At 50.4% G+C, this 25,977-nt stretch carries 20 protein-coding genes and 1 tRNA gene; 10 read left to right on the forward strand and 11 right to left on the reverse strand.

Annotated elements, in window-relative coordinates; genetic code table 11:
* Positions 1–10 precede the first annotated feature (10 nt).
* The 10 genes from gmd to ffh form a co-directional block, all read right to left on the reverse strand.
* Positions 11–994 (reverse strand): GDP-mannose 4,6-dehydratase, encoded by a 984-nt coding sequence (gene gmd / locus ACN0YH_RS00875; protein WP_417377667.1) that lies wholly within the window; start codon positions 992–994, stop codon positions 11–13.
* A 130-nt stretch (positions 995–1,124) separates the two neighbouring features.
* Complete coding sequence (locus ACN0YH_RS00880; protein WP_417377668.1) at positions 1,125–2,834, reverse strand: cation:proton antiporter; 1,710 nt, start codon at positions 2,832–2,834, stop codon at positions 1,125–1,127.
* A 189-nt stretch (positions 2,835–3,023) separates the two neighbouring features.
* Complete coding sequence (locus tag ACN0YH_RS00885; RefSeq protein WP_417377669.1) at positions 3,024–4,502, reverse strand: aldehyde dehydrogenase family protein; 1,479 nt, start codon at positions 4,500–4,502, stop codon at positions 3,024–3,026.
* Positions 4,503–4,825: 323 nt separating this feature from the next.
* The gene (locus tag ACN0YH_RS00890; RefSeq protein ID WP_417377670.1) at positions 4,826–6,115 is read right to left on the reverse strand and encodes a beta-ketoacyl-[acyl-carrier-protein] synthase family protein; all 1,290 of its coding nucleotides are present in this window, start codon (positions 6,113–6,115) and stop codon (positions 4,826–4,828) included.
* A gap of 595 nt (positions 6,116–6,710) precedes the next feature.
* The gene (locus tag ACN0YH_RS00895) at positions 6,711–7,154 is read right to left on the reverse strand and encodes a RidA family protein (protein WP_417377671.1); all 444 of its coding nucleotides are present in this window, start codon (positions 7,152–7,154) and stop codon (positions 6,711–6,713) included.
* Positions 7,155–7,331: 177 nt separating this feature from the next.
* Positions 7,332–7,730: a YraN family protein gene (locus tag ACN0YH_RS00900; protein ID WP_417377672.1), complete on the reverse strand. Its 399-nt coding sequence runs from the start codon at positions 7,728–7,730 to the stop codon at positions 7,332–7,334.
* A 107-nt stretch (positions 7,731–7,837) separates the two neighbouring features.
* Positions 7,838–8,203, reverse strand: a complete 366-nt coding sequence (rplS, locus tag ACN0YH_RS00905) for a 50S ribosomal protein L19 (RefSeq protein ID WP_417377673.1) — start codon at positions 8,201–8,203, stop codon at positions 7,838–7,840.
* 75 nt (positions 8,204–8,278) lie between these two features.
* The gene (gene trmD / locus ACN0YH_RS00910; protein ID WP_417377674.1) at positions 8,279–8,980 is read right to left on the reverse strand and encodes a tRNA (guanosine(37)-N1)-methyltransferase TrmD; all 702 of its coding nucleotides are present in this window, start codon (positions 8,978–8,980) and stop codon (positions 8,279–8,281) included.
* 46 nt (positions 8,981–9,026) lie between these two features.
* Positions 9,027–9,419: a 30S ribosomal protein S16 gene (gene rpsP, locus ACN0YH_RS00915; protein WP_417377675.1), complete on the reverse strand. Its 393-nt coding sequence runs from the start codon at positions 9,417–9,419 to the stop codon at positions 9,027–9,029.
* Positions 9,420–9,514: 95 nt separating this feature from the next.
* Entirely contained in the window at positions 9,515–10,993 is a 1,479-nt protein-coding gene (gene ffh, locus ACN0YH_RS00920; RefSeq protein WP_417377676.1) for a signal recognition particle protein, read from the reverse strand.
* A 628-nt stretch (positions 10,994–11,621) separates the two neighbouring features.
* On the opposite strand from ffh, the gene leuC reads away from it, so the two are divergent.
* The 10 genes from leuC (at position 11,622) to ACN0YH_RS00970 (ending at position 24,822) form a co-directional block, all read left to right on the forward strand.
* On the forward strand, positions 11,622–13,043 hold the full coding sequence (leuC, locus tag ACN0YH_RS00925) for a 3-isopropylmalate dehydratase large subunit (protein ID WP_417377677.1): 1,422 nt from the start codon (positions 11,622–11,624) through the stop codon (positions 13,041–13,043).
* A gap of 69 nt (positions 13,044–13,112) precedes the next feature.
* Entirely contained in the window at positions 13,113–13,703 is a 591-nt protein-coding gene (leuD, locus tag ACN0YH_RS00930) for a 3-isopropylmalate dehydratase small subunit (protein ID WP_417377678.1), read from the forward strand.
* Between the two features lie 91 nt (positions 13,704–13,794).
* Complete coding sequence (locus ACN0YH_RS00935; RefSeq protein WP_417377679.1) at positions 13,795–14,901, forward strand: FAD:protein FMN transferase; 1,107 nt, start codon at positions 13,795–13,797, stop codon at positions 14,899–14,901.
* Between the two features lie 255 nt (positions 14,902–15,156).
* Positions 15,157–16,398: a DoxX family protein gene (locus ACN0YH_RS00940; RefSeq protein ID WP_417377680.1), complete on the forward strand. Its 1,242-nt coding sequence runs from the start codon at positions 15,157–15,159 to the stop codon at positions 16,396–16,398.
* A gap of 124 nt (positions 16,399–16,522) precedes the next feature.
* The gene (locus tag ACN0YH_RS00945; RefSeq protein ID WP_417377681.1) at positions 16,523–18,070 is read left to right on the forward strand and encodes a Gfo/Idh/MocA family protein; all 1,548 of its coding nucleotides are present in this window, start codon (positions 16,523–16,525) and stop codon (positions 18,068–18,070) included.
* A 117-nt stretch (positions 18,071–18,187) separates the two neighbouring features.
* Positions 18,188–19,486 (forward strand): MFS transporter, encoded by a 1,299-nt coding sequence (locus ACN0YH_RS00950; protein ID WP_417377682.1) that lies wholly within the window; start codon positions 18,188–18,190, stop codon positions 19,484–19,486.
* A 108-nt stretch (positions 19,487–19,594) separates the two neighbouring features.
* Positions 19,595–20,431 (forward strand): DUF1573 domain-containing protein, encoded by an 837-nt coding sequence (locus ACN0YH_RS00955; protein WP_417377683.1) that lies wholly within the window; start codon positions 19,595–19,597, stop codon positions 20,429–20,431.
* A 256-nt stretch (positions 20,432–20,687) separates the two neighbouring features.
* Positions 20,688–23,063, forward strand: coding sequence for a hypothetical protein (locus tag ACN0YH_RS00960; RefSeq protein WP_417377684.1), 2,376 nt, complete (start codon positions 20,688–20,690; stop codon positions 23,061–23,063).
* A 308-nt stretch (positions 23,064–23,371) separates the two neighbouring features.
* Positions 23,372–24,394, forward strand: a complete 1,023-nt coding sequence (locus ACN0YH_RS00965) for a tetratricopeptide repeat protein (RefSeq protein WP_417377685.1) — start codon at positions 23,372–23,374, stop codon at positions 24,392–24,394.
* A gap of 354 nt (positions 24,395–24,748) precedes the next feature.
* Positions 24,749–24,822 (forward strand) — tRNA-Pro (locus tag ACN0YH_RS00970).
* Positions 24,823–25,155: 333 nt separating this feature from the next.
* Here ACN0YH_RS00970 and ACN0YH_RS00975 read toward each other — a convergent pair.
* Positions 25,156–25,971 (reverse strand): hypothetical protein, encoded by an 816-nt coding sequence (locus ACN0YH_RS00975; RefSeq protein WP_417377686.1) that lies wholly within the window; start codon positions 25,969–25,971, stop codon positions 25,156–25,158.
* Between the last annotated feature and the right edge of the window lie 6 nt (positions 25,972–25,977).

Below are 25,977 nucleotides of genomic sequence, written 5' to 3' on the forward strand. Positions count from 1 at the left end.
AAAATTCGATTCAGTTAGCAGACTCGTTCAGAATTTTTTCCTGCTGGGTCCGTTTCAGATCTGCTTCAACCATCATTCGAGCCAGATCCTCGAACGAGACCTTGGGTTCCCACTTCAGTTTCTCACGTGCCTTGGTTGGATCGGCACACAGCAGTTCGACTTCTGCGGGACGGTAAAATTGTGGATCGATTTCCACGTATTTTTTCCAGTCCAGTTCCACTGCACCGAATGCCGCTTCCAGAAATTCACGAACAGAATGTGTCTCCCCTGTACCTATCACAAAATCATCCGGTTTCTCCTGCTGCAGGATCAGCCACATTGCTTCCACATAATCACCGGCAAATCCCCAGTCACGTTTCGCATCAATATTTCCCAGGTACAGTTTTTCCTGTAATCCCAGCTTAATTCGTGCGACTGCCTGGGTAATTTTCCTGGTCACAAATGCCTCGCCGCGACGGGGAGATTCGTGGTTGAACAGGATCCCGTTGCAGGCAAACATTCCGTAGGATTCACGGTAGTTAATCGTCTGCCAGTAGGAAAAGACTTTCGCACACGCGTAAGGACTACGTGGATGGAAAGGTGTTGTTTCACTTTGTGGTGTTTCAACCACCTTGCCAAACATCTCGCTGGAAGAGGCTTGATAAAAACGGACCTGTTTATCATTCTGCTGTTCAAAGTAACGGATGGCATCCAGTAGTCGCAGTGTCCCGACACCTGTAACCTCAGCGGTGTAAACTGGAATATCAAACGAGAGTCTGACATGGCTTTGAGCCGCCAGATGATAAACCTCATCAGGTTTCACCTTATCCATAATTTCATTCAGATTGGAGCCATCTGCGAAATCACAGTAATAGCAATTCTCAGGTGGCTCACCAATTCCCGGTTTACTGCAGGATGTAATACCATGGACTTCATAGTTTTTACTTTTCAGAAACGCCGACAGGTAATATCCATCCTGACCATTAATCCCGGTAACTAATGCAACTCGTTTCACAACAATTTTCCTCTATTTGAGTGTGGTCAGTTTCTGAAAACAGGACAGGATCCTGTTACTGTAGATGGTGTATTCAATTCCAATCAGTGAGCAACACATGGTCTGCCGGCTTCAATCGACTCACTCATCACTATGACTTTAAGTCACTGCTTTGAGCAGATCGATGTCCTTTAATGTAATATTTTAAAATTTCCCAACGCCGAATCACCCCCAGCATCCGATGTGGCTGCTCGCGTGATACAACGGGTAAACAGTCATATGAATCTTCTCGAAATTTAGTCCAGACACGCGCCAGCGAATCATCAGGATATACAACAGTTTCCAGGCTATTCGCCAGGTCGGCTGCCCGGACCAGCGATCCGATTTTAGGATCAAACAGAGTATTACTTAAATCCTGATAGCGAATCACTCCCACTACTTCATCCTGGGGACCAAGTACGGGAAAGGTATTATCGTGGCTGTGTTCAATAAAAGAGATTACTTCATTAAAGGTCGCCGTCTGCGCGATGCCTTTTACATTTTTGCGGTAAAGCTGTTCCACCAGAATCTGGTCCGGAGGCTGATCAATTTCAGAAAGCAGACCAAAAGAGACCAGAAAGCGACGTATCATTGACTGGAATTCGCTGATCGGATCACCGGCCGTGTGATGGATCGCGTTGATCAGCGGAACCTCACCTGCCCGCAGCACAGACTGGCGGATCATAATCGGCCCCACAATTTCGAAGAAGACAACGGAGCCCAGAATAATCGTCTTGAGATGTCCGCCCAACACTGGATCGCGGGTGAAAGCAATTTGGGATAACGCAATTGCGGCCCCCGCCTGGGCAAACAGAGTCGTGCCCAGCCAGGCTGAGACTTCTGGCTCTTCCTTTCGCATGCGTGCAGGAATATAAACTCCGACATATTTACCCACCAGACGAAATACAATATAGCTGGTCCCAATCAGCCCCGCTTCAATGAATTGAGTTGGCTTTAATTCGGCCCCATGGATAATAAAAAACAGGACACACAAAAACCCGGTCAGCGGGTATAATTCGGCTTCGACTTTGGGAACTTCTTCCTCGGTCAATGAGTTTGCTACCGTGAATCCCATTGCCAGAAACGTCAGCATGTAAGGCAAACCGGTGGTGCGACATAAGCCCAGGGCAATCGCGATCAATGCGATAAACATGACCATCCGGCGGCTGCCTTTAATGATCGAACTCCCATAACTGATCATCAGACCGCCGAACACACCAATAAAGATTGAACCAAAAATATCCAGTCCCAGATGGCCTAACTGTGTGAATACAGATGTGTTCTGACTGTCACCCTGAAAGAAGTAAACAGCGACAAAAATAATTTCAAAAGCCACGATGGAAACTAAATTATTCAACGCGACCAGGATACCGGTATATTCTGAAATCGGTCCTTCCGACTGCATTTCCTTCAGCACCAGAATTGTTGTGGCAGGCGCAGTTGCAATCGCCAATGCCCCCAGAAGGATCGAGGCACCATGGGCTTCACCTATCAGCAGCAAGCCGACATACACGATAAAGAATGTACCTAGAATTTCCCCCAGCGAGATCGGGAGCACACGGCGAAACAGGCGTTTCAGGCGGGAGAGCGTAAAATGGTTCCCCAGGCCAAATAAGACCAGCGCCATCGCCAGGTCGGTCAGAGGTTTGAGTTCTTCCAGATGCTTGTGCGGGATCAGATCAAAGATCGCGGGCCCGAGAATCACACCCATTAATAAATAGGCAGTCACCTTCGGCAAGCGAAACAGCTCTCCCAGCGTTCCTGACAACAGACCGGCTGCCAGAAAGATTCCCAATGTAAAGATAATGTGCCAAGAGCCCATCCGAACTTCCTGTTCTTGAGTAATCGATGACCAGATACGGGCCGATTATAGCAGATCAACAGTTTCGGTCGATCCTCAGGCTCTAATCCGCGCTAGAAATATTTGATTCTAAACTACTATGTGACAGTAAGTTCGGCCTTCAGCAATCAGACCAGAATACGCAGGAGATGACTTCCTGATCAAAACGGCTTAATCAAGATTCATCGTCACCGTTTTTAGCTCTGTATAACTGGCCAGTCCCGCGGCGCCCAGTTCGCGTCCGATTCCGCTTCTTTTAAATCCACCAAAGGGAGCACCCGCGTCAAACACATCATAACAATTTACCCAGACGGTACCGGCTTTAATTCGATTGGCCATCAGATGCGCCTTTTTCACATCACTGGTCCAGACTGCAGCAGCCAGCCCAAAATGGGTGTTATTTGCACGAGTGACAACCTCTTCCACATTTTTGAAGGGGAGAATACTCAAAACGGGGCCAAAGATCTCGTCGGTGGCAATCGGCATTTCATCGGTCACATGATCAAAAATCGTCGGTTCCACAAAATAGCCTTTCGAGCCAAAGCGGGATCCCCCTGTGACACACTTTGCCCCGGCATCTGATCCCTTCTGGATATAGCTTAGAATTTTTTCCATCTGGGCCTGATCTACCTGGGGCCCTTGCGTGGTTTCGGGATTCAGCGGATCACCAAGTTTTCGTGCAGCCGCTTTCGCGACGATTTTCGCGACAAATTCTTCATGCACCGACTCTTCCACGAATAGACGACTTCCGGCACAGCAGCATTGCCCCTGGTTGAAGAACAGGCCGAATTCCGCGCCGGCAACAGCTGCATCCAGATCACAGTCTGCAAACACCACGTTCGGGCTCTTCCCGCCTAGTTCAAACGTCAAACGCTTCAACGTAGCCGCGGCATCTGCCATGATAATTTTGGCCGTCGCGTCTTCGCCGGTAAACGCGATTTTATCGACATCCGGATGTTTCACCAGTGCAGCACCAGCTGTCGGACCGTAACCGGGAACAACATTAATCACACCAGGAGGGATCCCTGCTTCCAGCGCGAGTTCTGCCAGTCGCAGACAGGATAACGGTGTCTGCTCGGCGGGTTTCATCACAATCGTACAACCCGCCGTCAAAGCAGGCGCCCATTTCCACGCAACCATTAACAATGGAAAATTCCAGGGAATGATCTGCCCGGCGACACCCAGTGGTTCACGTCGGGTATAACAAAAATGGTTTCCGCGAATGGGGATGGTGGTCCCTTCAATCTTGTCAGCCCAACCAGCGTAATACCGCAGGCAGTCAATCACCAGCGGCAAATCGGCAGCACGACTGTCGCGGATCGGTTTACCATTATCCAGTGATTCCAATGCTGCCAGTTCTTCGATGTTTTCCTCAATCAGGTCTGCCAGACGATAGATTAATCGACCACGATCTCGCGCATCCATTTTGGACCAGGGACCCGATTCAAAAGCCTTGCGGGCGGCTTTCACAGCCAGGTCAATATCGGCGGCGTCCCCTTCGGACACTTCAGCAATGACTTCTTCCGTCGCGGGGTTAATCGTTGTGAATGTTTTACCGCTGACAGAATTAACCCATTTCCCATCAATCAGAAGTTGCGTCTGTCGGATCTGGGGGGTGTTGGCTACGGTATCAAGCATCTCTGTCGCCATGACTGAATCTCCTGAGAATATGTTGAGCGTTTAAATTCATCAGAACGTGATTGGATGTCCTGCGAAGACCCGAAACAGTCTTCTCGAACATTCATTCTGATTAAATTGAATCAGGTTCTCAAGAGGGATGTACTCATGCGTGTAAAAAAGCGTGAGAACAGACGAAAGCGATACCCCGGGGATTCAATTTCAGCTTACGCCTGAAAGATTAAATCTCACACCAGATCGGCTAAGGACAGCATCTCCTGGCCATTCAAAGCATACGTACATAAAAAAAGAGAGACGCACAGCAATGAAGACACTGCAGTAAAACGGGATTTAGTCTAGATGGCCCGCAGGATAGCAGCTGCAGTTTGACCAAACGAGGTGCGGCTGACTGTCATGGCTGTCCGTTTTGACATGGGACGAACTTCACCATGAATGACATCCAGATTACATAAGGGATCGGGAGTTTCATAATTCAAAGTCGCCGGCGTCGCACCATGCCGGAGCGAAAGAATACTCGCAGCCAGTTCAACAGCACCTGATCCAGCGTCAAAATGACCGAAGTAGCTCTTGAGAGCCGTAATCGGAATCTTAATCGCATCATCGCCAAACAGACGATGGTAAGCCCGGGCTTCGACCTGGTCATCAATTTTCGTGCTCTTCCCATGCGCGTTGATATGACCTAGCTGATGAGGCATCAGGTTGGCCTGACGCATGGCCGATTCGACTGCACGCACCAGACCAGTATCACTTTCCTCATCGCTGTTGTTCAGGGACTTCCCATCACAGCCAGCTCCCAGACCGATCACTTCTGCATAAATTTCAGCACCGCGACGAACTGCGTGATCATAGTTTTCCACTACAAAAGCAGCAGCCCCTTCACCAAGAATTGTACCATTGCGAAAACGATCAAAGGGACGACAGGCACGCTTAGGGTCTTCATCCCGGGAGAGCAGGTCAATCAGATTCTTGCGAGACAGGTCAACGGGATTGATGTTTGAAGTGCAGGCGCCCACGACCATACAGTCAACGGCACCACGCTTGATCCACCGCATCGCTTCAGCCAAGGCGAGCAAGGCCGACGAATCCTGGCTGGTAATTGTATTGTTGGGGCCTTGAGCATTGTGTTCGATCGAAATATGGCAGGCAGGCATATTGGGTAGCTGTCGCAGCATCCACAGGGGAGTAATCTGCCCCATCGTGTCTTCACCCCAGCGCGTGACTTCGAAGGAATTATCTTCTGCACATCGTTTGACAGCAGCCACAAGCTCATCGGGCGTTGTTGGGATGTGTCCTGCACCAAAGGATACGCCAAATCGCTCCGGATCAACAACCCCCCGCTTGATTCCGGCATCTTTCACTGCGTCAGAGGCCGCGGAAACTCCCAACTGGATATCGCGTGACATGACTTTCAGGAATTTTTTGTTATAGACATGCAGCTCTGGATGAAAGTCTTTTACTTCCGCTGCGAGCTTGGAAGGAAGGTTCTCAGTGGGAATGGACGTTAAACGACCAATCCCAGACGTACCTGCACAGATGTTCTGCCAAAATGGATCGATACCGATGCCGATGGGAGAAACAATTCCAATCCCAGATATAACTACGCGTGTTTGATTTGACCCAGCCATCTTAGCCTGACCCTCAATCTCCTATAGATAAACAATACAAATCCATTAACGGTATGGTTTATTGCTATAGTTGTAAGATCTTTGAAACTCTCAGCTTAACACATCTGTGCTCAGTACTCTGGGAGTTACTTTTTCAGCTCTAATGAGTTCCTTCTCTATCTATCTATATCGGAAAAAGATCACCTGAAAGCTGAGAGTGTTCTCAAGCCTTTGAAATAAAACACATAAACCCTAATGATTAAACAAGTTATACTGTAATAACCGTTTAGAGGCCCAGATGTCACCGGAGACAAGACATTGCTCCGGACTGAGCCCACAGAAATAAAGGAAGGTGCTTCAAAAGTAAGGCGTGCTGAGAGTAAAACTCCCGTATTCAGGTTGGAAATCCTTTTCGCAGGTTCGAGTGAAATCAGTTCAGATCTACTAATATAATTGAGGTCCCCTTCAACTATATCTAGTATCTGAGTGATACCAATCGGTATGTATTACACACTTTGCCGTTCAGTTTGTCAAGCGGTTTTCCAGAAAAGCTGATTTCTTTGACAGTTCCCACCCAGCCTCTCTGTCTTCCCCGATCGGCAGGCTCATACCAGTTTCAGGCATCTTTGATCTCAAAAACAGCCTCAATTTCAACGGCAACCCCCGTCGGTAATGACGCAAATCCAAGTGCACTGCGGGCATGATAACCATCGCCGGTCTTACCATACAGTTCATGGAACAGATCGGAAGCACCATTAATCACCAGGTGCTGATCTGTGAAATCAGGAGTTGAGTTCACGCAGCCCAGCAGTTTGATCACTTTCAAACCATCCAGGGTACCATGCTCATCGCGTACGGAGCGCAGAATTTTAATCGCACAGTCGCGGGCAGCTGCCTGGCCCTCTTCCACAGACACATTCTCACCCAGTCGGCCTTTTTGATCGCTGACATGCCCCGATGTCATCAACAGATTACCGCTGCGGATGCAGAGATTCAGATATCCAGGTTCAATCGGTTCAAAAACCAGACCTGACTCAGCTGCTTTTTGCTCAACAGACATACTCGACTCCTTCACATGCAAACAGTTTCTCAAACAACCAGTGAGTGACCGCATTCACCGTATCAACAACGCCTGGATGCAGTCACACAAAATTACAGATCCTTCGCTGAAAGCGCACCTGCCAGCGTGGACAGAGTCAATGTAGAAGGATGGTCAGAAGATTACAATCCTGAGGGATTACGTAAAAAACTGAAACTCACCAGAGGGAGCGAACGCATTCTGAAAATGCCTTATCTCTGGCTGGGACTGCGCAGCATTCCATAAAATCGAGATGACATCAAAGCGTGCAGGCTGGGACAACATCTGCTGCTTTTTTAGAAAAACACCTGCCAGGCGGGTCAGTTGCTTCTGCTTCTGCAATGTGACAGCCTCAAAGGGCTGTCCTTTGGCATCATTTTTGCGCGTTTTGACTTCGATAAAGACGACCGTGTTCCCGTCGAGGGCAATCACATCGATTTCCCCCTGGTCGGTCCTGTATTGCCTCGCAATGATTGAATAGCCCAGCTGCTTTAGAAAGCGAACGGCAGCGCGTTCGCCTTTGTCTCCCAGTAATCGACTGAGCCATTTTCCAGTCATACGCGAATACCGTCAACCGGGGTAAAGCTCCCCCATCGCATTAGCGCATCGGGCAGCTGATTCAGGAGCACTGAAACAGTCCCAGTGCTCCTGCTGCATTTTCGCTGTTACTCTGCGTCTTTGACTTTGGCACGACGTTCGGTCAAGCGAGTTGCTTTACCAACGCGGTCACGCAGGTAGTACAACTTGGCGCGACGCACGCGACCATGTCGTTTGATTTCCAGCTTGGCAATTTTAGGTGAATTCACGGGAAAGATCCGCTCCACCCCTTCACCGGCAACGATGCGACGAACAGTGAAGCTTTCACGTGTTCCACCACCGCGGCTGGCGATAATCACACCACTGAAAATCTGGATGCGCTCTTTGTCACCTTCCTGGATTCGTGTGTGCACATCAACGGTGTCGCCGATTTCATACTGAAGTGGCTCTTCGCGAAGGCTGGACGCTTCTACTTTTTTCAATAATTCCTGCATGACTCAAAGTCCTCTTGGTACATTCTCCGGAGCCCTGACGAGGACGCCTGTAATGCACTGTTTACAATATCTGGTTTAAGTTGAATTTGATTCCGATTCAGTTAACAGATCACTGCGTCGTTCACGAGTTCGCAACAGGCTCTGCTCATGACGCCAGCGGGCTATCGCCTGATGGTTTCCACTTAACAACACTTCCGGAACTTCCATTCCACGAAAGTTTTGAGGCCGCGTGTACTGTGGATATTCCAGCAGCCCCGATTCGGAAAACGAATCGTATTTGGCACTGCTTTCATCGCCCAGCACTCCCGGAATTAACCGGATCACAGTCTCAATAATCAACATGGCCGGCACTTCCCCTCCATTGGTAATGAAGTCACCCGCCGATATTTCCATTGGCTCAAGACCAATGCGGATCCGTTCGTCGAACCCTTCGTATCTTCCACAAAGTAAAGTCAGTTGCCGTTCTTTCGATAACTCCTGTGCCAGGCTTTGGTTCAATGTTCGCCCCTGCGGGGTTAACATGATCAGCTTGCCTGGCTCAGGAATAACTTCCTGAACATGTTCAACACATTGAAATACCGTGTCACAACCAATCAACATTCCCGGCCCGCCACCGTAAGGGCGGTCATCTACCGAGGCGTGTTTGTCTGTAGCCCAGTCTCGAAAATTCCAACGTTGAATCTCAACCAGTTGATTCTGGATGGCCCGTTTAAGCAGGCCCTGTTCCAGGTAGCTGTCAAACAGTTCGGGAAACAAAGTCAGAATATCAAATCGCATAATGCTCTCTCAGAGCGAAACTGTTTCTAAACGAACCAGAAGTTTACTATTCTGAGGGTGTCTCTTCGGCAGCAGCTTCTTCTGAACCGGCTTCCGTTGCTTCTGCAGATGCTTCTTCCGCTTCTGGTTCTGGCTCGGGGGCTGGCTCTTTAGGAGCGGTCAGAGGTGCCGGAGCAGCCGCTGTACCAAATTTGTTTTTCTTGACCTTCTTGATGAGTGTAGCCACGTTTTCCGAAGGCTTTGCACCGACAGACATCCAGTAGTCTACGCGTTCCATGTTAATTTCAACGCGTTTTGACTTGTCGGCAACTGAAGTGTCATAAGTACCGATTTCTTCAATTGCTGCACCATCACGCTGTTTGCGTGAATCCATTACACAAATACGATAGAAGGGGCGATGCTTACGTCCCATTCTTTTCATACGAATACGAACTGCCACTAAATTCTCCTTTAGGAAACTAACTCTAATCTTATGGAAGATACAAAATGTTGCGATACACTCTTACTTGAAAGCAACGATCACCGTCAGTCCGACTAACGGTTTTTCTTTCGCTGCTTCTTTTTGTTTTTACGCTCTTTTTTCTTTTTCTCTCGCAGCTTCATGGGGTCGCCACCCCGTTTGCTGCGTTCCTTCTTATTGGCCATGCCACCCATTGGATCCATCATGGCTCCCGATGACAGTTCTCGCATGGCTTTCATCTTGTCACGCATACCCATGCCGGCCATTTTCTGCATCATGCCCGCCATGTTGTTGAAATCTTTGACCAGCCTACTGATATCCGAAGGATCTGATCCACTTCCCAACGCAATGCGACGGCGGCGGCTGTGATCGATCAGGCCGGGTTCTTCCCGTTCTGCCGGTGTCATCGAACTGATGATCGCATCAATCCGCTTCATTTCCGAACCGGGATCCACATCGGGATTCGTATCCATCAGGCCGCCCATGCCGGGGATCATTTTCATGATTTCCCGCATCGGCCCCATCTTACGTATGGTGGCCATCTGTTTCTGAAAGTCATTCAGACTGAATTTTCCGGAAGCCATCCGATTCTGCAGATCAGCGGCTTCTTCTTCATTAAACTGTTCCTGTGCCTTTTCCACCAGGGAGACGACATCGCCCATTCCCAGGATTCGTCCTGCCATCCGGTCAGGGTGGAACGGCTCCAGGCGATCCAAAGCTTCGCCAACACCAATAAACTTGATCGGTACGCCGGTTACTTCTTTGACACTTAGCGCGGCCCCGCCACGCGTGTCGCCGTCCAGCTTGGTCAGGATGACTCCATCCAGTTCCAGCGCTTCATTGAATGCTTTCGCACTATTGACAGCATCCTGCCCCGTCATCGCATCACAGGCGAAGATTACCTGGTCAGGCTGGAGCTTGCGTTCAATCTGCTCCAGCTCTTTCATCAAGTCTTCGTCAACATGCAGACGGCCGGCGGTGTCCAGAATGACGGTGTCAACATTCCCCAGCTTTTTCGCCTGGTTCAACCCGTTCTGACAGACTTTGACCGCGTTATTGCCATCAGGGGCTTCTGCATGTACAGGAACGTCGACCTGGCCGGCAATCACTTTCAACTGCTCAATCGCCGCGGGACGCTGCAGGTCGGCTGCGACCAGCATTGGTTTCCGGCCCTGTTCTTTTAACAGACGGGCCAGCTTACCACAGGTGGTCGTTTTACCGCTCCCCTGCAGACCGCACATCATGATCACTGTGATACCAGACGGCCTGAATGCAAATCCAGGCTCGACAGGGCCCATCAGGTTGATCAGCTCCTGATGAACGATACCGACAATCTGCTCATCAGGTCGAATTGATTTGAGAACTTTTTCACCAACCGCCTGCTCGGTAACCCGCTCAATAAAGCTGGTGGCAATTTCGTAATTAACGTCTGCTTCCAGTAAGGCCTGCCGCACTTCGCGCAACCCGTCCCTGATATTGCCTTCGGTGAGTTTTCCACCACGGGCAAGACCGCTGAGTGCAGTTTTCAGATTGGACGTTAAACCTTCAAACACGTTAAAAACCAGTCCGTTACGAACTAAATTGAATTTGTTTTTCTACTGGGGATGCCAGACAAACCTGCTTCACCGCAGCTCATCCATGACAGAACCTGAGCGCAAAACCGGAACCTAAGCCGAACAACGACAGCAGGTTAAGGCATGCCGCCTACTCCCCAGTCGTTGTCAGTGTTCTCAAAGTTATGGTGAGGCAATAACTTGCATCAAGTCGTGGAGTTTAAAAGCTGACTGAACAATACACAACGGTTCCAGCACCCCTTTTTAAAATTCTTGTCCCATTTACTCTGTAAAATTCCTACAATGTAGTAGAGAAAGCAGACAAACTTGCAATAATGTCATCATTCCAACCCCGGCAGGAACACAGGATTCTTTGGTTTAACTGTGATTTCCACCACTCTGGCTGGAGTTTTTTGGATTTGTCAGGCTCGGAAACCTTATATTTACTGATGGTTTTGTGTAAGGTTTCTGATCACGTTTTCTGATCAGGAAAACCATGTGACCATGAGTTCAGAAAACCCATGCCGCTGCCAGCGTGTCATCTGGGAACACGCCGGTTTCCGTCTGCTTCCAAAGCCTGTTATCCCTCTGTCACTGCATATTTGAGTTGAACGAAATAAAGAAAAAGATGAGTAACACAAAAAATCTGTTCGATAAAGTCTGGGACTTACACTGCGTCAAAACTCTTGAATCCGGGCAGGATCAGTTGCTGATTGGCTTACACCTGATTCATGAAGTCACCAGCCCACAGGCCTTTGAAATGCTGCGTGACCGAGGACTGAAAGTACTGTTCCCCGAACGCACGATTGCCACGGTAGACCATATCGTCCCCACACAGAACCAGGCACGTCCCTTTGCAGACCTGCTGGCTGAAGAAATGATGTCTGCCATCGAAAAAAACTGTCAGGAATTTGGCGTCACCCTGCTGGATGTGGATGACAGCCGCCAGGGAATCGTACACGTCGTCGGCCCTGAGCAGGGACTGACTCAACCTGGTATGACCATTGTATGTGGAGACAGTCACACCAGTACCCACGGTGCCTTCGGTTCGATAGCGCTGGGAATCGGGACCAGTCAGGTCGCACATGTGCTGGCCACACAGACCATGGCCTTGGGACGCCCTAAAGTCCGCCAGGTTCTCGTGAATGGTGAACTTGGCCCCGGCGTGACTGCGAAAGACGTGACACTTTACATTATCCGCAAACTGGGAGTTCAGGGTGGCGTTGGTTACGCTTATGAATACGCGGGCGAAGTGTTCGATCGTATGTCGATGGAAGAACGCATGACGGTCTGCAACATGAGCATCGAAGGGGGTGCCCGTTGTGGATACATCAATCCCGATCAGACCACCGTCGACTATCTGAAAGGCCGTCCGGTTGCTCCACAAGGCGCCGCATTCGACAAAGCCGCTGAATGGTGGCTCAGCCTGGCTTCCGGCCCTGATGCAAAATTCGACGATGTCGTGGAATTTGATGCCGCTGACATCGAACCCACCGTCACCTGGGGCATCACCCCCGCGCAGTCTGTAGGCGTCTCTGAAAACCTGGCGCCGATTTCCAGCTATGCCCCCGATGAGCAGACACTGATCAAGGAAGCCTTCCGTTACATGGAGCTGGAAGAAAACCAGCCGATTAAGGGACAGAAAATCGATGTCGCCTTCATCGGTTCCTGTACGAATTCTCGAATTTCCGACCTGCGTGAAGCAGCAAAAGTCGTTGAAGGGCGGCATGTCGCCGAACATGTTCGGGCATTGGTTGTCCCCGGTTCACAACTGGTCCGCAAACAGGCGATTGAAGAGGGACTGGACAAAATCTTTTCTGATGCAGGTTTTGAATGGCGTGAAGCAGGCTGCTCAATGTGCCTGGCCATGAACCCCGATAAACTCGTTGGAAACGAGCTGTGTGCCTCTTCCAGTAACCGGAACTTCAAAGGACGCCAGGGCAGCCCTACCGGCCGTACCCTGTTAATGAGTCCGACGATGGTCGCTGCTGCAGCCGTCAATGGCTGTGTCACCGATGTCCGGGAACTCCTCAGTCCCGCAACAGTATAACTCAACTACAGCATCTAAATATTTAACTGTCAAAATAAATTCGATTGCATAAATCAAAAGAACAGAACCATGAATAAAGTAGAAAACATCACTGGAACCGGGATTCCCCTTTTACTGGACGATATCGACACCGACCGCATCATCCCGGCCCGCTTTTTACGTTGCGTTACTTTTGAAGGCCTCGGCGAACATGCGTTTGAAGACGACCGCATCCAGGACCCCGATCACCCCTTTGACAAGCCCGAATACCAGGAAGCATCCATCCTTGTCGGCGGCCGTAATTTCGGCTGCGGTTCCTCTCGTGAACACGCACCGCAATCGCTGATCCGCTGGGGCATCCAGGCGATTATTGCAGAATCCTACGCGGAAATCTTTTTTGGTAACTGCACTTCCCTTGGAGTGCCCGCCGTCTGTGCCAGTCGACAGACCCTCGAAGCATTAGATAAAGCCATCAAACAGAATCCGAAGCAGGAAATTACGGTTGATCTGCAAACCATGAAAATCACCTGTGGTGATCAGCAGTTTGACTGCACCCTGCCTGATAATGCACGCTCTGCCTTGATTTCAGGAACCTACGACTTTTTAGCCCAATTGCTAAAAAGTACCTCTGAAATCAAAGAACGGGCCGCTGACGTTCCTTACTTCACCTCATTTGCCTGAGAACGGATAGAGTCGCTCGCCTGCTTTAAAACAGGCGAGTGTTAACTGATCTCATCAGGCAAACGTTGACTTAAAATTCAAATGTGCTCCCATGCCTGAGAACAAAACGAACAGTAATCGTCGTGATTTCCTGACAGGACGCGTTCTGAAACAGGCGATTGAGAATACCGGCAGCGATCTGGCCGATTATCTCAATCAGGCGACTGAAGAGTTCGCTGCCCCTACAGGCGGTCCCACGATTCGCTTAAGTACCCGGGCCATGGCAACGGAATTCGCCATGGTCATGAATCCGGGGCCCAGCCAGCAGGTCATGCGTGCATCAGATGCACTGGATCTGATACACGAGTACGAACAACTCATGACAGTCTACCGCAGTACCAGCGAGATGTCGCGCGTCAACGCCACGGCGGCGGAGGGACCTGTCAGCATGGATCCTCGCCTGTTTGAAGTTCTCAATCAGGCCCGCCAGATCTGCCTGGACACAGAAGGGGGTTTTGACCCATCCTCGGGGCCTCTCATCGCATTGTGGCGTGAATGCAGACTGTCTGGTCGCCTTCCCACACAACAGGAAATCGATGCCTGCCTGCAGCATACCGGCATCGATCAGTTCGTGTTTAATCAGGACGCGCAAACAATCCAGTACCAGTCACCCCAGAATGAACTGAACCTGGGAGGCATTGGCAAAGGCTATGCCCTGGATCTCGCCGGCCAGTTTCTAAAGTCAGAAGAACAGGATAACTGGCTGTTTTATGGTGGTTTCAGCAGTATTCTCGCCACGGGATCTCACAACGAACTGCCAGGCTGGCCCGTGGGAATCAAAAACCCACTCTTTACCAGCCAGCGGCTGGGAACCATCCTGCTGCAGGATTGCGCCATGTCAACCAGTGGTTCTTCAGTACAGCATTTTCGACTTGATGGAAAACGTTACGGACATATTCTCGACCCACGCTCGGGCTGGCCGGTCTCGGAATTACTGTCTGTAACGGTTATCGCCCCTGATGCAGCCCTCGCGGACGCCCTTTCTACCGCTTTTTACGTAATCGGTATCGAAAAGGCTCTGGAGTATTGCGATAATCATAGTCAGGTCGGTACGATTTTAATTCCCCCCCCTGCCCAAGGCAGAAAACTCAGTCCGGTCATTCGTGGAATTCCGAATGAGTTTCTGTTCCTGGATCGCGACCAATTGTTGTCACAATGATTTGTCGTTATAAAGGACTCTTTGAAGAACAGGTTCGTAAATCGCACGCTCCCTGGTCACGATTGCTCGTTACCGAGAGCGGTAAGACGGCTGGATCTGAGTTATCTGACTCAGCATTCATGTTCTTTCAGGAAGCATAAATACCAGGGTGCGAACCAGAACCATTCATTCCATTTTGGAATGAAACACGCCAGAATCGTCACATTGAATCAGACTAACGAAATTGAAATCCCCTGAATAAAAGAGGGTTTACGAGTGCAAGATTTAAAGAAAATAACAGGCATCGCGGTCCTGTTCATCGTCGTATTACGTCTCAGTATTGGCTGGCAGTTGCTCTATGAAGGTCTCTGGAAGATCGACACGCTCAGTTCCAATCGCCCCTGGACGGCCGCCGGTTACCTCAATAATGCCAAAGGGCCTTTTCGAGACCATTTTCGCAACATGACCGGGGACCCCAATGACCTGAACTGGCTTGACGCGGACAAAGTCAAAGCCAAGTGGCTGGGTTGGGAACAGCGTTTCCTGAACCACTATCCCAACCTGACTGACGCCCAGAAATCCCGGTTAGACCAGATGGTTAAAGGCAGCAGTTCATTTGCAGCAGTACTGAGTGCCTTACCCCCCACTGTTAAATTCAATGGCAGCCTGGGGAAAGTCATTGAATTTGACCCTCAACGCAAACGATTGATTGTGAATGGTGAAACACACCTCACCCCGGCAGAAAAACAGCGTCTGCAGAAAATGGTGCCCGTTAAGAAAGGCCCCGATGGGAAATTGACTGGTGGAACAGAACTCGACCGTGAGTATTATGAAGCCGTCGAAAAAGTCTATGCCCGTTCGGCCCGACTCAGTTATATCGAGAAAATGCAGGCTTCACTGCGAGGCAATCCGGAACTGGCCGGAGAAATCGACGTCGAACAGGAAGGCACCATCGACGGGAAACGCGTCGGAAAAATCGAGCAATACAAAATCGCTTTGGATCGCTATGAACAGCGACTTGCCAAAGCCGATCAGGATTTCAAGGTGGATCACCTTAATAAGATCTGGGCTGAAATCCAGCAAACGAAAGCCAGCCTGGTCAATCCCATTCGGGCCATGGAAGACGAAATGGAAGCGGAAGCCAGCAAACTGCTTACTCCCGAACAACTGGCAGCTGGCCCCGTCCCTCTCGAAAACACGCAGATCCATCGCGTGAACATGATGACCATTTACAGCCTCACCATACTGGGGGTTTTGCTCCTGATTGGCTTTGGTACCCGGATCGCAGCACTCGCTTCAGCGGGAATGCTGCTCTCCTTCTATCTGGTCATGCCTCCCTGGCCGGGAGTCCCTCCTGTCCCCGGGCCTGAACATAGTTTTATCGTCAACAAGAACCTGATTGAAGTTCTGGCACTGTTGGCCATCGCCGCATTACCTACGGGAACCTGGTTCGGCATCGATGGACTGGTTTACCGTTTTTTCCATAGTCGAAAAAACAAGACAAACAAAACCAACTGATTCAGTACAAATTGCGTAAGAAATGAAGGTACATCTAACAAAGACCTCGTTTCCCGCCTATAATTAAACCAATTATCACTCTCTACGGATCACAGCTACGCATTGCGTACCAGGAGAATAAAAAATGAATTTGACTCCCGAACAGGAACAGATCGGCAAAGATAACTTCAACGAAGCCGTTTCTTTTACGCGTCGTGATTTCCTCACGACAGCTGCAGCAGCGGGTACCGGATTAGGTGCAGCCTACTTTGGATACGAAGAGCTCAAGGGGAAACCGGTCAAAGTTGGCTTCATTGGCACAGGTGATGAAGGCAGCGTGCTGATTACCCAGCATCCGCCCGAATACATGGAAATCGTCGCGATTGCAGACCTGCGACCCTCCAACCGCCAAAAAGCAATGCATGGACATGGCAATGAGCATCGCGTTGGACTGATCAACAAATTAGGTCAGGAAAAAGCGTCAAAAATCAAACAGTTCGATGATCATAAAAAACTGATCGCCGCAAAAAATGAGCTGGGTCTTGAGGCAGTCGTGATTGCAGTTCCTCTCAGCCAGCATGCTCCCATCGCCATGGCAGCCCTGGATGCCGGTCTGCATGTGCTCTCTGAAAAACTGATGGCACATAACATCACTGAATGCAAAGAGCTCATCAAAAAAGCCAAAGATAAAAACCTGCTGCTCGCCGTTGGGCATCAACGCCACTACAGCGTGCTGTACGACAATGCAAATCAACTCGTAAAAACCGGTTTGCTGGGCGACATTCGACACATCCGTGCCCAGTGGCACCGCAACAACAGCTTCCCCGGCCGGGACAGCTGGCGAAAAAGTGTTCCGAAAGAAGACGAAAAGGCGCTCGCCCAGACAGTCAAAGAGTATGGCTACGATAATATGGATGAACTCATCAACTGGCGCCTGTACAACAAGACGGGCGGTGGTTTGATGGCCGAGTTGGGAAGCCACCAGTTGGATGCCTGCAGCATCTTCCTGGGTAAAGTTCACCCCCTGGCAGTGCAGGGATATGGCGGCAAAAACTTCTATGGCGTGAAAGGCATCGGTTCCAAGGATAAACAGGAAGACGATCGAGAGATCGACGACCATGTTTATGTCACCTTTGAATTCCCAGGGCCTCACTACGATGCAGAAACCAATCCACGCGATATCTGCATCGTGACTTACTCCTCCATCAACACCAACCGCTGGGAACCCTACGGCGAAACCGTCCTGGGTAGTCGCGGTACCCTGATTATGAAGACGGAAAAAGAAGCACTGCTCTTCAAGGAATCCAGCCCCTCTACCGGTGGCGGCGGTCCTGATCAGCGTCTGTGGGTCATCAAATCCAGCGATGGCAGCGGGCCGGTTCTGGATGCCTATGAAACGACTGCTCCTTCTGCTGCTGCTTCCGACACCACCAAAGCCATGGGCGATGAAATCAGCCGAGGATACACCGAAGAAATGGAACATTTCTGCCACTGTATCCGAACGGACAACCACAGCGAGCCTAAAGATGGCGGCCTGAAATGTAATGGAACCGTCGCGATGGCCGATGCCATCATGGCATTGACATCCAACCTGGCCATGAAACATAAGGTTCGCATTGAATTCAAGCCCGAATGGTTTGACCCCGATAATCCGGCCACACCCGAAGCAGATTTTGCTGACAAACTGGCCTGATCGCAGTCTATTGAAATCAGACTCAATTTCGATCATGATTCCACAATGCCGAGGAATAAACCCCTCGGCATTGTTTCTTTTTAAATAGTCATCGCATCCACTGCAAAGGGGAATCACGTGTCGGATGGACGCAAGGCAGGCCTGTTTCTCATATTCGTAACCGTTTTTATCGATCTCCTGGGATTTGGGATCGTCTTACCGTTACTCCCCCGCTACGGCGAACACTTTGAAGCAGGAGGCACCACACTCGGCCTCCTTATGGCTTCGTTCTCTGCCATGCAGTTTCTGTTCGCTCCCATCTGGGGTCGGGTTTCTGACCGCGTGGGACGCCGCCCGATTCTGATCCTGGGACTGCTCGGTTCTACCTTGTTTTATGGCATGTTCGGATTTGCGACATCCCTGGGCAAAACCGGTATGTTTCTCGGAATTGATGCCCTTTCCTGGTTATTCATCACCCGCATCGGAGCGGGAATTGCTGGCGCAACGATTCCCACCGCACAGGCTTATATCGCAGATATCACAGGACCGAAAGAACGGGGTAAAGGTATGGCTCTCATTGGAGCCGCCTTTGGTATCGGCTTCACATTCGGCCCCCTGATTGGCGCCGCCTTTGTTTCCGCAGAAACAGGTGCCACCCCCAGCGCAGCGCCAGGTTATGTCGCCTGCGTACTCTCTGGAATCGCCGCCCTGCTCTCCATTTTCATTCTGCCCGAATCCCTGACGAAAAAATCGACCGAATCCCTCGCCAAACGTCATCACTGGTTTGACATCGCCAGCTTTCGACATGCCCTGGCACAACCGCGGATTGGACTGATCCTGCTGGCGATCTTTCTGACCACCTTCGCGTTTGCCCAGTTTGAATCCACTCTCTCTCTGCTGACTCAGGAACTCGGATTCGCTGCCCGCAGCAACTTTTTCATCTTTGCCTACATCGGTTTTATCTTAACACTCAGCCAGGGGTTTCTGGTCAGACGACTGATTCCCAGACTGGGTGAATATCGCATGGGACTCATTGGAATCATTCTGATGGTCATCGGACTGCTGTTAATCGGCGTGGCTGGCAATTCCGGGTCGTACCCCATGCTTTATGCCGTGCTCCCGATTTCAGTGATTGGATTTTCCGCCACAACCCCTTCCCTGCAGTCACTGCTGTCACTGAATACTTCCGATGAAGAACAGGGCGGAATTCTCGGGGTCGGCCAGAGCATTTCTGCCCTGGCTCGGATCCTCGGGCCTCTTGCGGGCATTATTCTGTTTAAGGGAACCAAAGGCGGGTTGATTACAGGCAGCATTACTGCCCCCTACTGGGTGGGAGCCGGGATTATGTTGCTCGGTCTGATCCTGATGTCCGTTCTGAAATCTGGTTCGAACGATAAAGATACAGAGCCCGAAATCTCAACACCGGCTGAAACATAGCCAATAACCTGTTCCAGAGCAGCATTTGCGATGCCTGATTGAAACCCGGTCTTGCCCTGTTTTTTTGTTTGTGGTAATGATAGGTGCTGTTGAGATTGAAACCACCCTATGCAAACACAAACGGGCACGGATGCCATGCGCGCTAATATTTTCAAATCAAACTGGACCCGCAGTATTCTGCTGGCCCTGGCAGTTTCCCCTTTCATTACCGCCAGTTTCGCACACTGGTCTGGCTCACGCGTGCAGGAATCTCGGGCTGCCGAAGCAAAACCGGCGTTAGCATTTGACACCTACCTGGTTGATGCCCGCATGGTTAAAGAAACCGCCCGGGTTGTCGGTGCTCGTTTCCGCTTTAAAAACCTGAGTGAGCATACCGTGACCGTCACAGAGCTTGTCCCCAGTTGTGGATGCCTCAAACCACGCCTGGAGAAGAAAGTTTACGCACCGAATGAATCCGGTGAATTTCAGCTAAAAATGGAAACGGCAAGTGAATCACCGGGCCCTAAAGAATATTTCGTCGACTTCAAATACGAAGACACACAGGAACGGTCCACCCGTCTGACATTCAAGCTGGAATTGCCTGTTCGCAGACTTGTCGTCAAACCGAAAGCACTGGTGATCTATCAATTCACACCAGGTCGAACCATTCACCCACTGACCGTTTCCGACTACCGAGGCGGCAAGGATTTTGAAATCACCAGCGTAGAAAGCACTTCCAAATACGCCACAGTAAAACTGGCAGATCGGGAGTTCGATAAAGGAGTCACCTCCCAGAAACTGGAAGTCATCGTGGAAAACCTGGTGCCCCCTGGAAAACATAACGGGATGATTGTCATTAAAACCAATGACCCCGATTTCCCGGAACTCTATGTCCCGGTTATCATCCAGGGCCCCGATCAGAAAACAGCCTTGCAGAATCTGCCTGGTTCACCTAACGCAAATTAACCTGTAACCAGTTTTACTGTAGTGTCTCCAGGTCCATTTGGACCGAGTATACTAGATTGACAGACGCTATTGTTATCTGTGACGCGTTCTAGATCATCAACTTCCTGCGGCTCGTCTCCTTCCAAGCAAATTTCAAACTTTTTGAGATTTTTGACACATTTTTGTACGGGAAGTACGCTTCAGCCCCACTATTTAAGGGTAGAGAAACCGAATTTTGCGGATCTCCCCACAATCCTCTTTCCTGCAATGGTGCTGTATGCGTTTAACACTGCGAACCCTGATTGCCTACCTGGACGATGTCCTCGAACCCTCTCAAATCAAAGAAATCGGCAAGAAACTGGAAGAAAGCAGCTATGCTTCCTCGTTGGTCGAACGCATCAAAGACGTATTACGCAGGCGCCGTCTGACGGCACCTGAAGTTGAAGGTCCCGGCTCGAATCCCGATCCGAATACCGTCGCAGAATATCTGGATAATACGCTCACGCCGGAAAGCGTCGCTGACGTCGAAAAAATCTGTCTGAATTCGGATGTAAATCTTGTAGAAGTCGCCGCCTCGCATCAGATATTGACACTGGTTTTGGGTGAGCCCGCTACAATCAACCCGGACACCAGGGATCGTATTTATGCCTTAGGACCGGCTCCCGCTGGCACTCAGACCGGGGCTGCCACTGCTAGTGCAATGACTTTGCCAGATACGTCCGCCCCTGATACTTCGATGCCTGCCCAATCCCCTTCTGCAGCACCATTGCGAAACCCGACACCTGCCAAACAACAGACGATCCCAGCAGAGGAACCTGAATCCTTCTCTTCGCGCATTCCTGATTACCTGAAAACCAAACCGCTCTGGAAGCGGGTGACTCCGTACTTCCTGGTACTCCTGGCAGCAGTAGTATGGGCAGGCCTGTTCTTCAGCGACAGTACCTACTTCCCGCCCATTTTCTCCGGCAGTGATAACTCAGACCAGTTAGCCAGTAATTCGGTTGAGAACCTGGAAGTCGATCTGGGACCGTCTCAAACGGTCAGTAAGCCGGAAATGACACCCGAAGAAAGTTCTCCCGCTGCTCCCGCAACAAAATCAGAGTCGGATGAGAAGCCTGCCGCTTCAACTCCGGAGAAAAAAGAACCGGCAGGCGAAACCGTAGCAATGAACACAAAGCCTCCCGCATTCGATCCTCCCCCACCGGCGGACGCTGAAACAGCATCCCCATCCAAGGCGGTCCCCACAACGCCTCCGTTGACGGAGCCTCTTCCGATCCCGGTCCCCACTGAACCACAGCCACAAGCGGGAAAAACAGAACCACCTCAGCCCGCTTCGCCTGACGGTAAAACAGTAGCCATGAACACCAAACCCTCCGCTCCAGCGCCACCGAAAATCGAGATGGCCGATGTCGCGGAACAGGCACCAGCAGCGCAGATCGAATCGGAAGATGGCTTCTTTCTGGAACAGGTTGATAAAACTCATGAACTGGCTGACAAGAATGACTGGGTGATCCTGTCCAAAGTCAGCCCGATTCAGGTTGGTTCAACCGTTGCCTCCCCTGAACCGTTTACAGCCAGGATCAATATCCCTGAAGCGCGTTGCAAAGTCGTACTTCTTCCCGGAACGGCTGTCACATATACCGGCAAAAACAAAGCCGCAGACATGGGCTTCCAGATTCAGGAAGGTCGCATCCGCATTGAAGCATCTCGTGGCTTGAATGATGCCAGAGACGCAGCCGGCCCGGTACTCTCAATCAAGGTGAACGACGAACTCTGGCGCGTCGACCTGGTCACGAGAGACAGTGTGTGTGGCATCGAAATTGTTCCGGTTCAACCCAATAAACCGGGACAGATTCCTGATGCGGATAATTACACAGGGATCCTGTATGCATACTCGGGCATGATTCGCTTTTCTGACGGCAAAGGAAAAGTTCAGACCATCGACGCCGGAAACTGGATGTCTCTATCAGCACAGGATCGGACCAAGGGGCTGATCAATCCCTCTGACCGTCCTAAACCACTGCGTGTACCACACTGGGTCGAACCTGACCACAAAGACAATTCGTATCTTTCACGTCGTTTAATCGCCGCGTTCGTCAAGGAACTGAAAGATGGTCAGCTCGTTTCACTTACCATGCCTGCCATTACCAAGGACTTGAAACCCAATGTGTCTGATCTGGCCACTAAGTCACTGGCACTGACAAACCGTTATCAGGAACTGGTGAAAGTGCTCAATGAGGTCGATCACCATGAATCACGTATTGCTGCCATCGCTGGTATCCGCAACTGGCTGCTCCGTGATCCGGAAAATGGAACACTGCTGACAGTATCCCTGCAAAGCCAGTTCTCTCCACAGATGGCAGAAATTTTGGAACGCCTGCTCTGGGGGTTCCAGCAGGAAGATGCACAAGACCGGTTTATCTCAGGTCGACTTGTCGAATGGCTGGAGAACAGCAATGTTGCAGTGCGCGAATTGTCTTTCAATTATATCAACCAGTTGACGGGACGCTCCGTCGATTACTCGGCAATCGCGACACCAACACAGAGACGGGCCACAGCGCGACGCTGGTTCACCCACATTGAAAAACATGGATCTTTACTCGATCCTCAAGAGGCCATCCCGGCTTCTCCAGCTAAACCAACCATCCAATAACAGTAGAAAGAGTTCCAATCGGTTACGCTATAGTTTCTCCCTGTTGGAAATGTTGTATCTTCATTTTCAGCAGGGACTTGTGTTCCGAAATATTTTTCAGTCATCATCCAGTTTTTGAAGGGATATCGAAAAACTCCTCTTGCTGCAATTTTCACAGACTGCTATCTTCCTGACACTTCTCTCCCAGTCATTTTCTGAGTGACTTTTAAATCCTTTAAACTGACTTCCCCAATCCATACCATTTTCCGACAGCATGTATTTCAGAATAGGACTCTGAACCATGCTTACAAACGATGGAGCTGTGCACGATGCACTTGACCCGGACTAATTTTTCATTTATCGGCAACCTGGCTATTCTACTTTCACTGGGAATCTTCATGCTTTCCGGCTGTAATTCGATGCATGGCGTTGCCAGTAATGAAATGGGAAATGGATATTATCAACGTGGTGAATACGCCAAAGCCCGCGAGTCATTTACGCGTGCAGTTGCCGACAACCCGAACAACCCGGATTATGTCCATAATCTGGCAGTGGCCATGGAGAAAGAAGGGGATTTGGCAGGAGCCGAACAGACATATCAGAACGCGCTACGCATGGACCCAACTCACCAGCCTTCACACCATGGTCTGGCAGAGTTAATGATCAGCCAGGGACGACAGCAGGAAGCAGTTCAGCACATTACTGCCTGGCGGGATACCCAACCTTACATCGCCGAATCACACCTGGAAATGGCCTGGCTGCTCGAACAGTCGGGAGACATCAATGGTGCCGAACAATCACTCAAAGCAGCAGCAAACGTAGATCCGAACCATCCCAAAGTTTTAGCTCACCTGGGACAGGTCTATCAACAGACCGGACGTTCGGAAGAAGCGATCGCCATGTATGAGAAATCACTCTACTCAGAATGGTATCAGCCTGAGGTACAGTCACGTATTGCTTCAATCAAAAAACCATATGACACAACCAGCTCCCAGAATCGTATCGTCGCGAAAGGCTGGGAACACGGCCCGATGGGGAACGGAAGTCTCCTGCGATATCGAACTCGCACAGCACAGGCTGACTACACACATCCCCTGCCCACCTTTAACAGCGGCGGAACTTCTGGAACTGTTGCCATGATGAATGCAGGCCAAATCAGCCAGGCTGGCGGATATAGCAACCAGGTGATAACCTCTCAGCCAATGTTAGTTGCACCAGGCATGGCGGCTCAACCATATCAAATGGGAGCCCCGGTCATGACCGCCTCTCCAGAACCGCTCAATGTCGATCCTGCTCACTTCCCGAGCGAACCAGCCACAGCAGCAGGCACTCCCATCGTTCAACCATATTAGACTGTGTCCAGTTTTACTGTAACGTCTCCAGGGCTGTTTGGTCCGAGTATATTAGATTGAGACTCGCTATACTTAAATGTGATGCGATCTGGAACGTATCACAACTACCCTAGCGTCTCTCCTGCTTTGATCTTCCCTCCTGATGCCCCGGGAGGCGCTCCAATAATGCTGGACACAAACCAGGGTAAACAGCTCTAGCTTTTCAATTAATCTGTGGTTACCCCGGTAATCCAACTACAGACTTACCCGGGGATCCTGTGTTTCAACAATCAAAATAACACAGTACAAAATCTCTACTCTTGATACCCCGTCTCCGTTGACCAGCCTTTCACGCATGATAGAATGAACGTCCCGCGGGATGTGGCTCAGCCTGGTAGAGCGCTGCGTTCGGGACGCAGAGGTCGCAAGTTCAAATCTTGTCATCCCGACTTTTAAACTGTTTTATAACAACAACTTACAAAAACAATTTCTGGTCCGTTATTCAACAGACTGCCCTGGTCCGTTAAGTGGTCCGTTATTCTGTAATTTTTCTTGCAAAATTACAACCCTCTGGGCCCCCCAGAATCGCTGCTCCCGCCTCCTGAACTGCAAACGCGCCCATCCTCTTTGCTAATGACTGACCGTTGTTTTTCTGGCACGTAGTAAGCCGAGTGTTCACCCATGGACGACTCCTGGCATGCCAACGACAGCCGTAACTGGGCAGCCGTCATAGACTTCAACTTCAAAAACCGCGTTATCGACCGCTCCCATTCACGGCATGGTTAGCGATCGTGCGTTTTCGGCCTCGAATCGCCAACATCTTTTTCGAACAGTTGCGTCAATTTGTCAACAAGCCGTTTTCGGTTTGGGCCATCCTTGGGTTCTTTGCGGCAGCCGTCGACCAGCGGTTTCAATTCGTCGCGGACGTCGTACAGATTCAAAAGGCTGTAAGCAGCCCGACCAGCGAAATGTTCTGAGTCGCGGACGACCGAAAGCAGATGATTGACCGCATCATTATGATACCGTTCTGATTCGAGGAGTTGATCGGCCGCATCCAGCGCATCCCAAAACAGACCATTTGTCATTGCCGCGTGATAGGCATCTTCGGATTCGGCAATCTTGCCTTGTTTGAGATACCAACGAGCCGCAACGAGTTTTGCTTCGGATGTGGGTGACGCGAGGATAAGATCCAACAGTTTCTGGCGATAGTCGGGTGACAATGATTCTTGATTTCGGCGCGAGACCCAAATCCGCACTTCCGGCCATGGGACAGAATCGATGTTTTGACTCGCGAATTGGGAGTATTCAGTTGATTGATTGGTGATAAGCATCCATGCAAGTTGGAAACGCAAGCCTGATTCAAGGTTGCTTTTGTATGCGGCGAACAAATCGATGCCGAGTTCTTCCGCTCGATCATGTGCGGCATTCTCTTGTTCCTCGTGTGGCTCACTGATCATTGAAGTGCTGAAGCCGACAAGATGCAGATCTCGCAGGAATTGGGCCTTGCGGTATTCAGCGTATGCGTACCAACCGAGGAAACACGCGACGGCGGCGAGCAGTGGAACGATGATGAGCAGTCGTCTTCGGTGGTGAATCATGAGAGA

It is taken from the genome of Gimesia sp. (genome assembly GCF_048262075.1).
GTDB lineage: Bacteria > Planctomycetota > Planctomycetia > Planctomycetales > Planctomycetaceae > Gimesia.

Bases quoted from the DNA above. Each gene is read 5' to 3' on its own strand.
- ACN0YH_RS00880 (WP_417377668.1), bottom strand. From the start codon at position 2,834: ATGGGCTCTTGGCACATTATCTTTACATTGGGAATCTTTCTGGCAGCC.
- ACN0YH_RS00885 (WP_417377669.1), bottom strand. From the start codon at position 4,502: ATGGCGACAGAGATGCTTGATACCGTAGCCAACACCCCCCAGATCCGA.
- ACN0YH_RS00890 (WP_417377670.1), bottom strand. From the start codon at position 6,115: ATGGCTGGGTCAAATCAAACACGCGTAGTTATATCTGGGATTGGAATT.
- ACN0YH_RS00895 (WP_417377671.1), bottom strand. From the start codon at position 7,154: ATGTCTGTTGAGCAAAAAGCAGCTGAGTCAGGTCTGGTTTTTGAACCG.
- ACN0YH_RS00900 (WP_417377672.1), bottom strand. From the start codon at position 7,730: ATGACTGGAAAATGGCTCAGTCGATTACTGGGAGACAAAGGCGAACGC.
- rplS (WP_417377673.1), bottom strand. From the start codon at position 8,203: ATGCAGGAATTATTGAAAAAAGTAGAAGCGTCCAGCCTTCGCGAAGAG.
- trmD (WP_417377674.1), bottom strand. From the start codon at position 8,980: ATGCGATTTGATATTCTGACTTTGTTTCCCGAACTGTTTGACAGCTAC.
- leuC (WP_417377677.1), top strand. From the start codon at position 11,622: ATGAGTAACACAAAAAATCTGTTCGATAAAGTCTGGGACTTACACTGC.
- leuD (WP_417377678.1), top strand. From the start codon at position 13,113: ATGAATAAAGTAGAAAACATCACTGGAACCGGGATTCCCCTTTTACTG.
- ACN0YH_RS00935 (WP_417377679.1), top strand. From the start codon at position 13,795: ATGCCTGAGAACAAAACGAACAGTAATCGTCGTGATTTCCTGACAGGA.
- ACN0YH_RS00945 (WP_417377681.1), top strand. From the start codon at position 16,523: ATGAATTTGACTCCCGAACAGGAACAGATCGGCAAAGATAACTTCAAC.
- ACN0YH_RS00955 (WP_417377683.1), top strand. From the start codon at position 19,595: ATGCAAACACAAACGGGCACGGATGCCATGCGCGCTAATATTTTCAAA.
- ACN0YH_RS00960 (WP_417377684.1), top strand. From the start codon at position 20,688: ATGCGTTTAACACTGCGAACCCTGATTGCCTACCTGGACGATGTCCTC.
- ACN0YH_RS00965 (WP_417377685.1), top strand. From the start codon at position 23,372: ATGCACTTGACCCGGACTAATTTTTCATTTATCGGCAACCTGGCTATT.
- ACN0YH_RS00975 (WP_417377686.1), bottom strand. From the start codon at position 25,971: ATGATTCACCACCGAAGACGACTGCTCATCATCGTTCCACTGCTCGCC.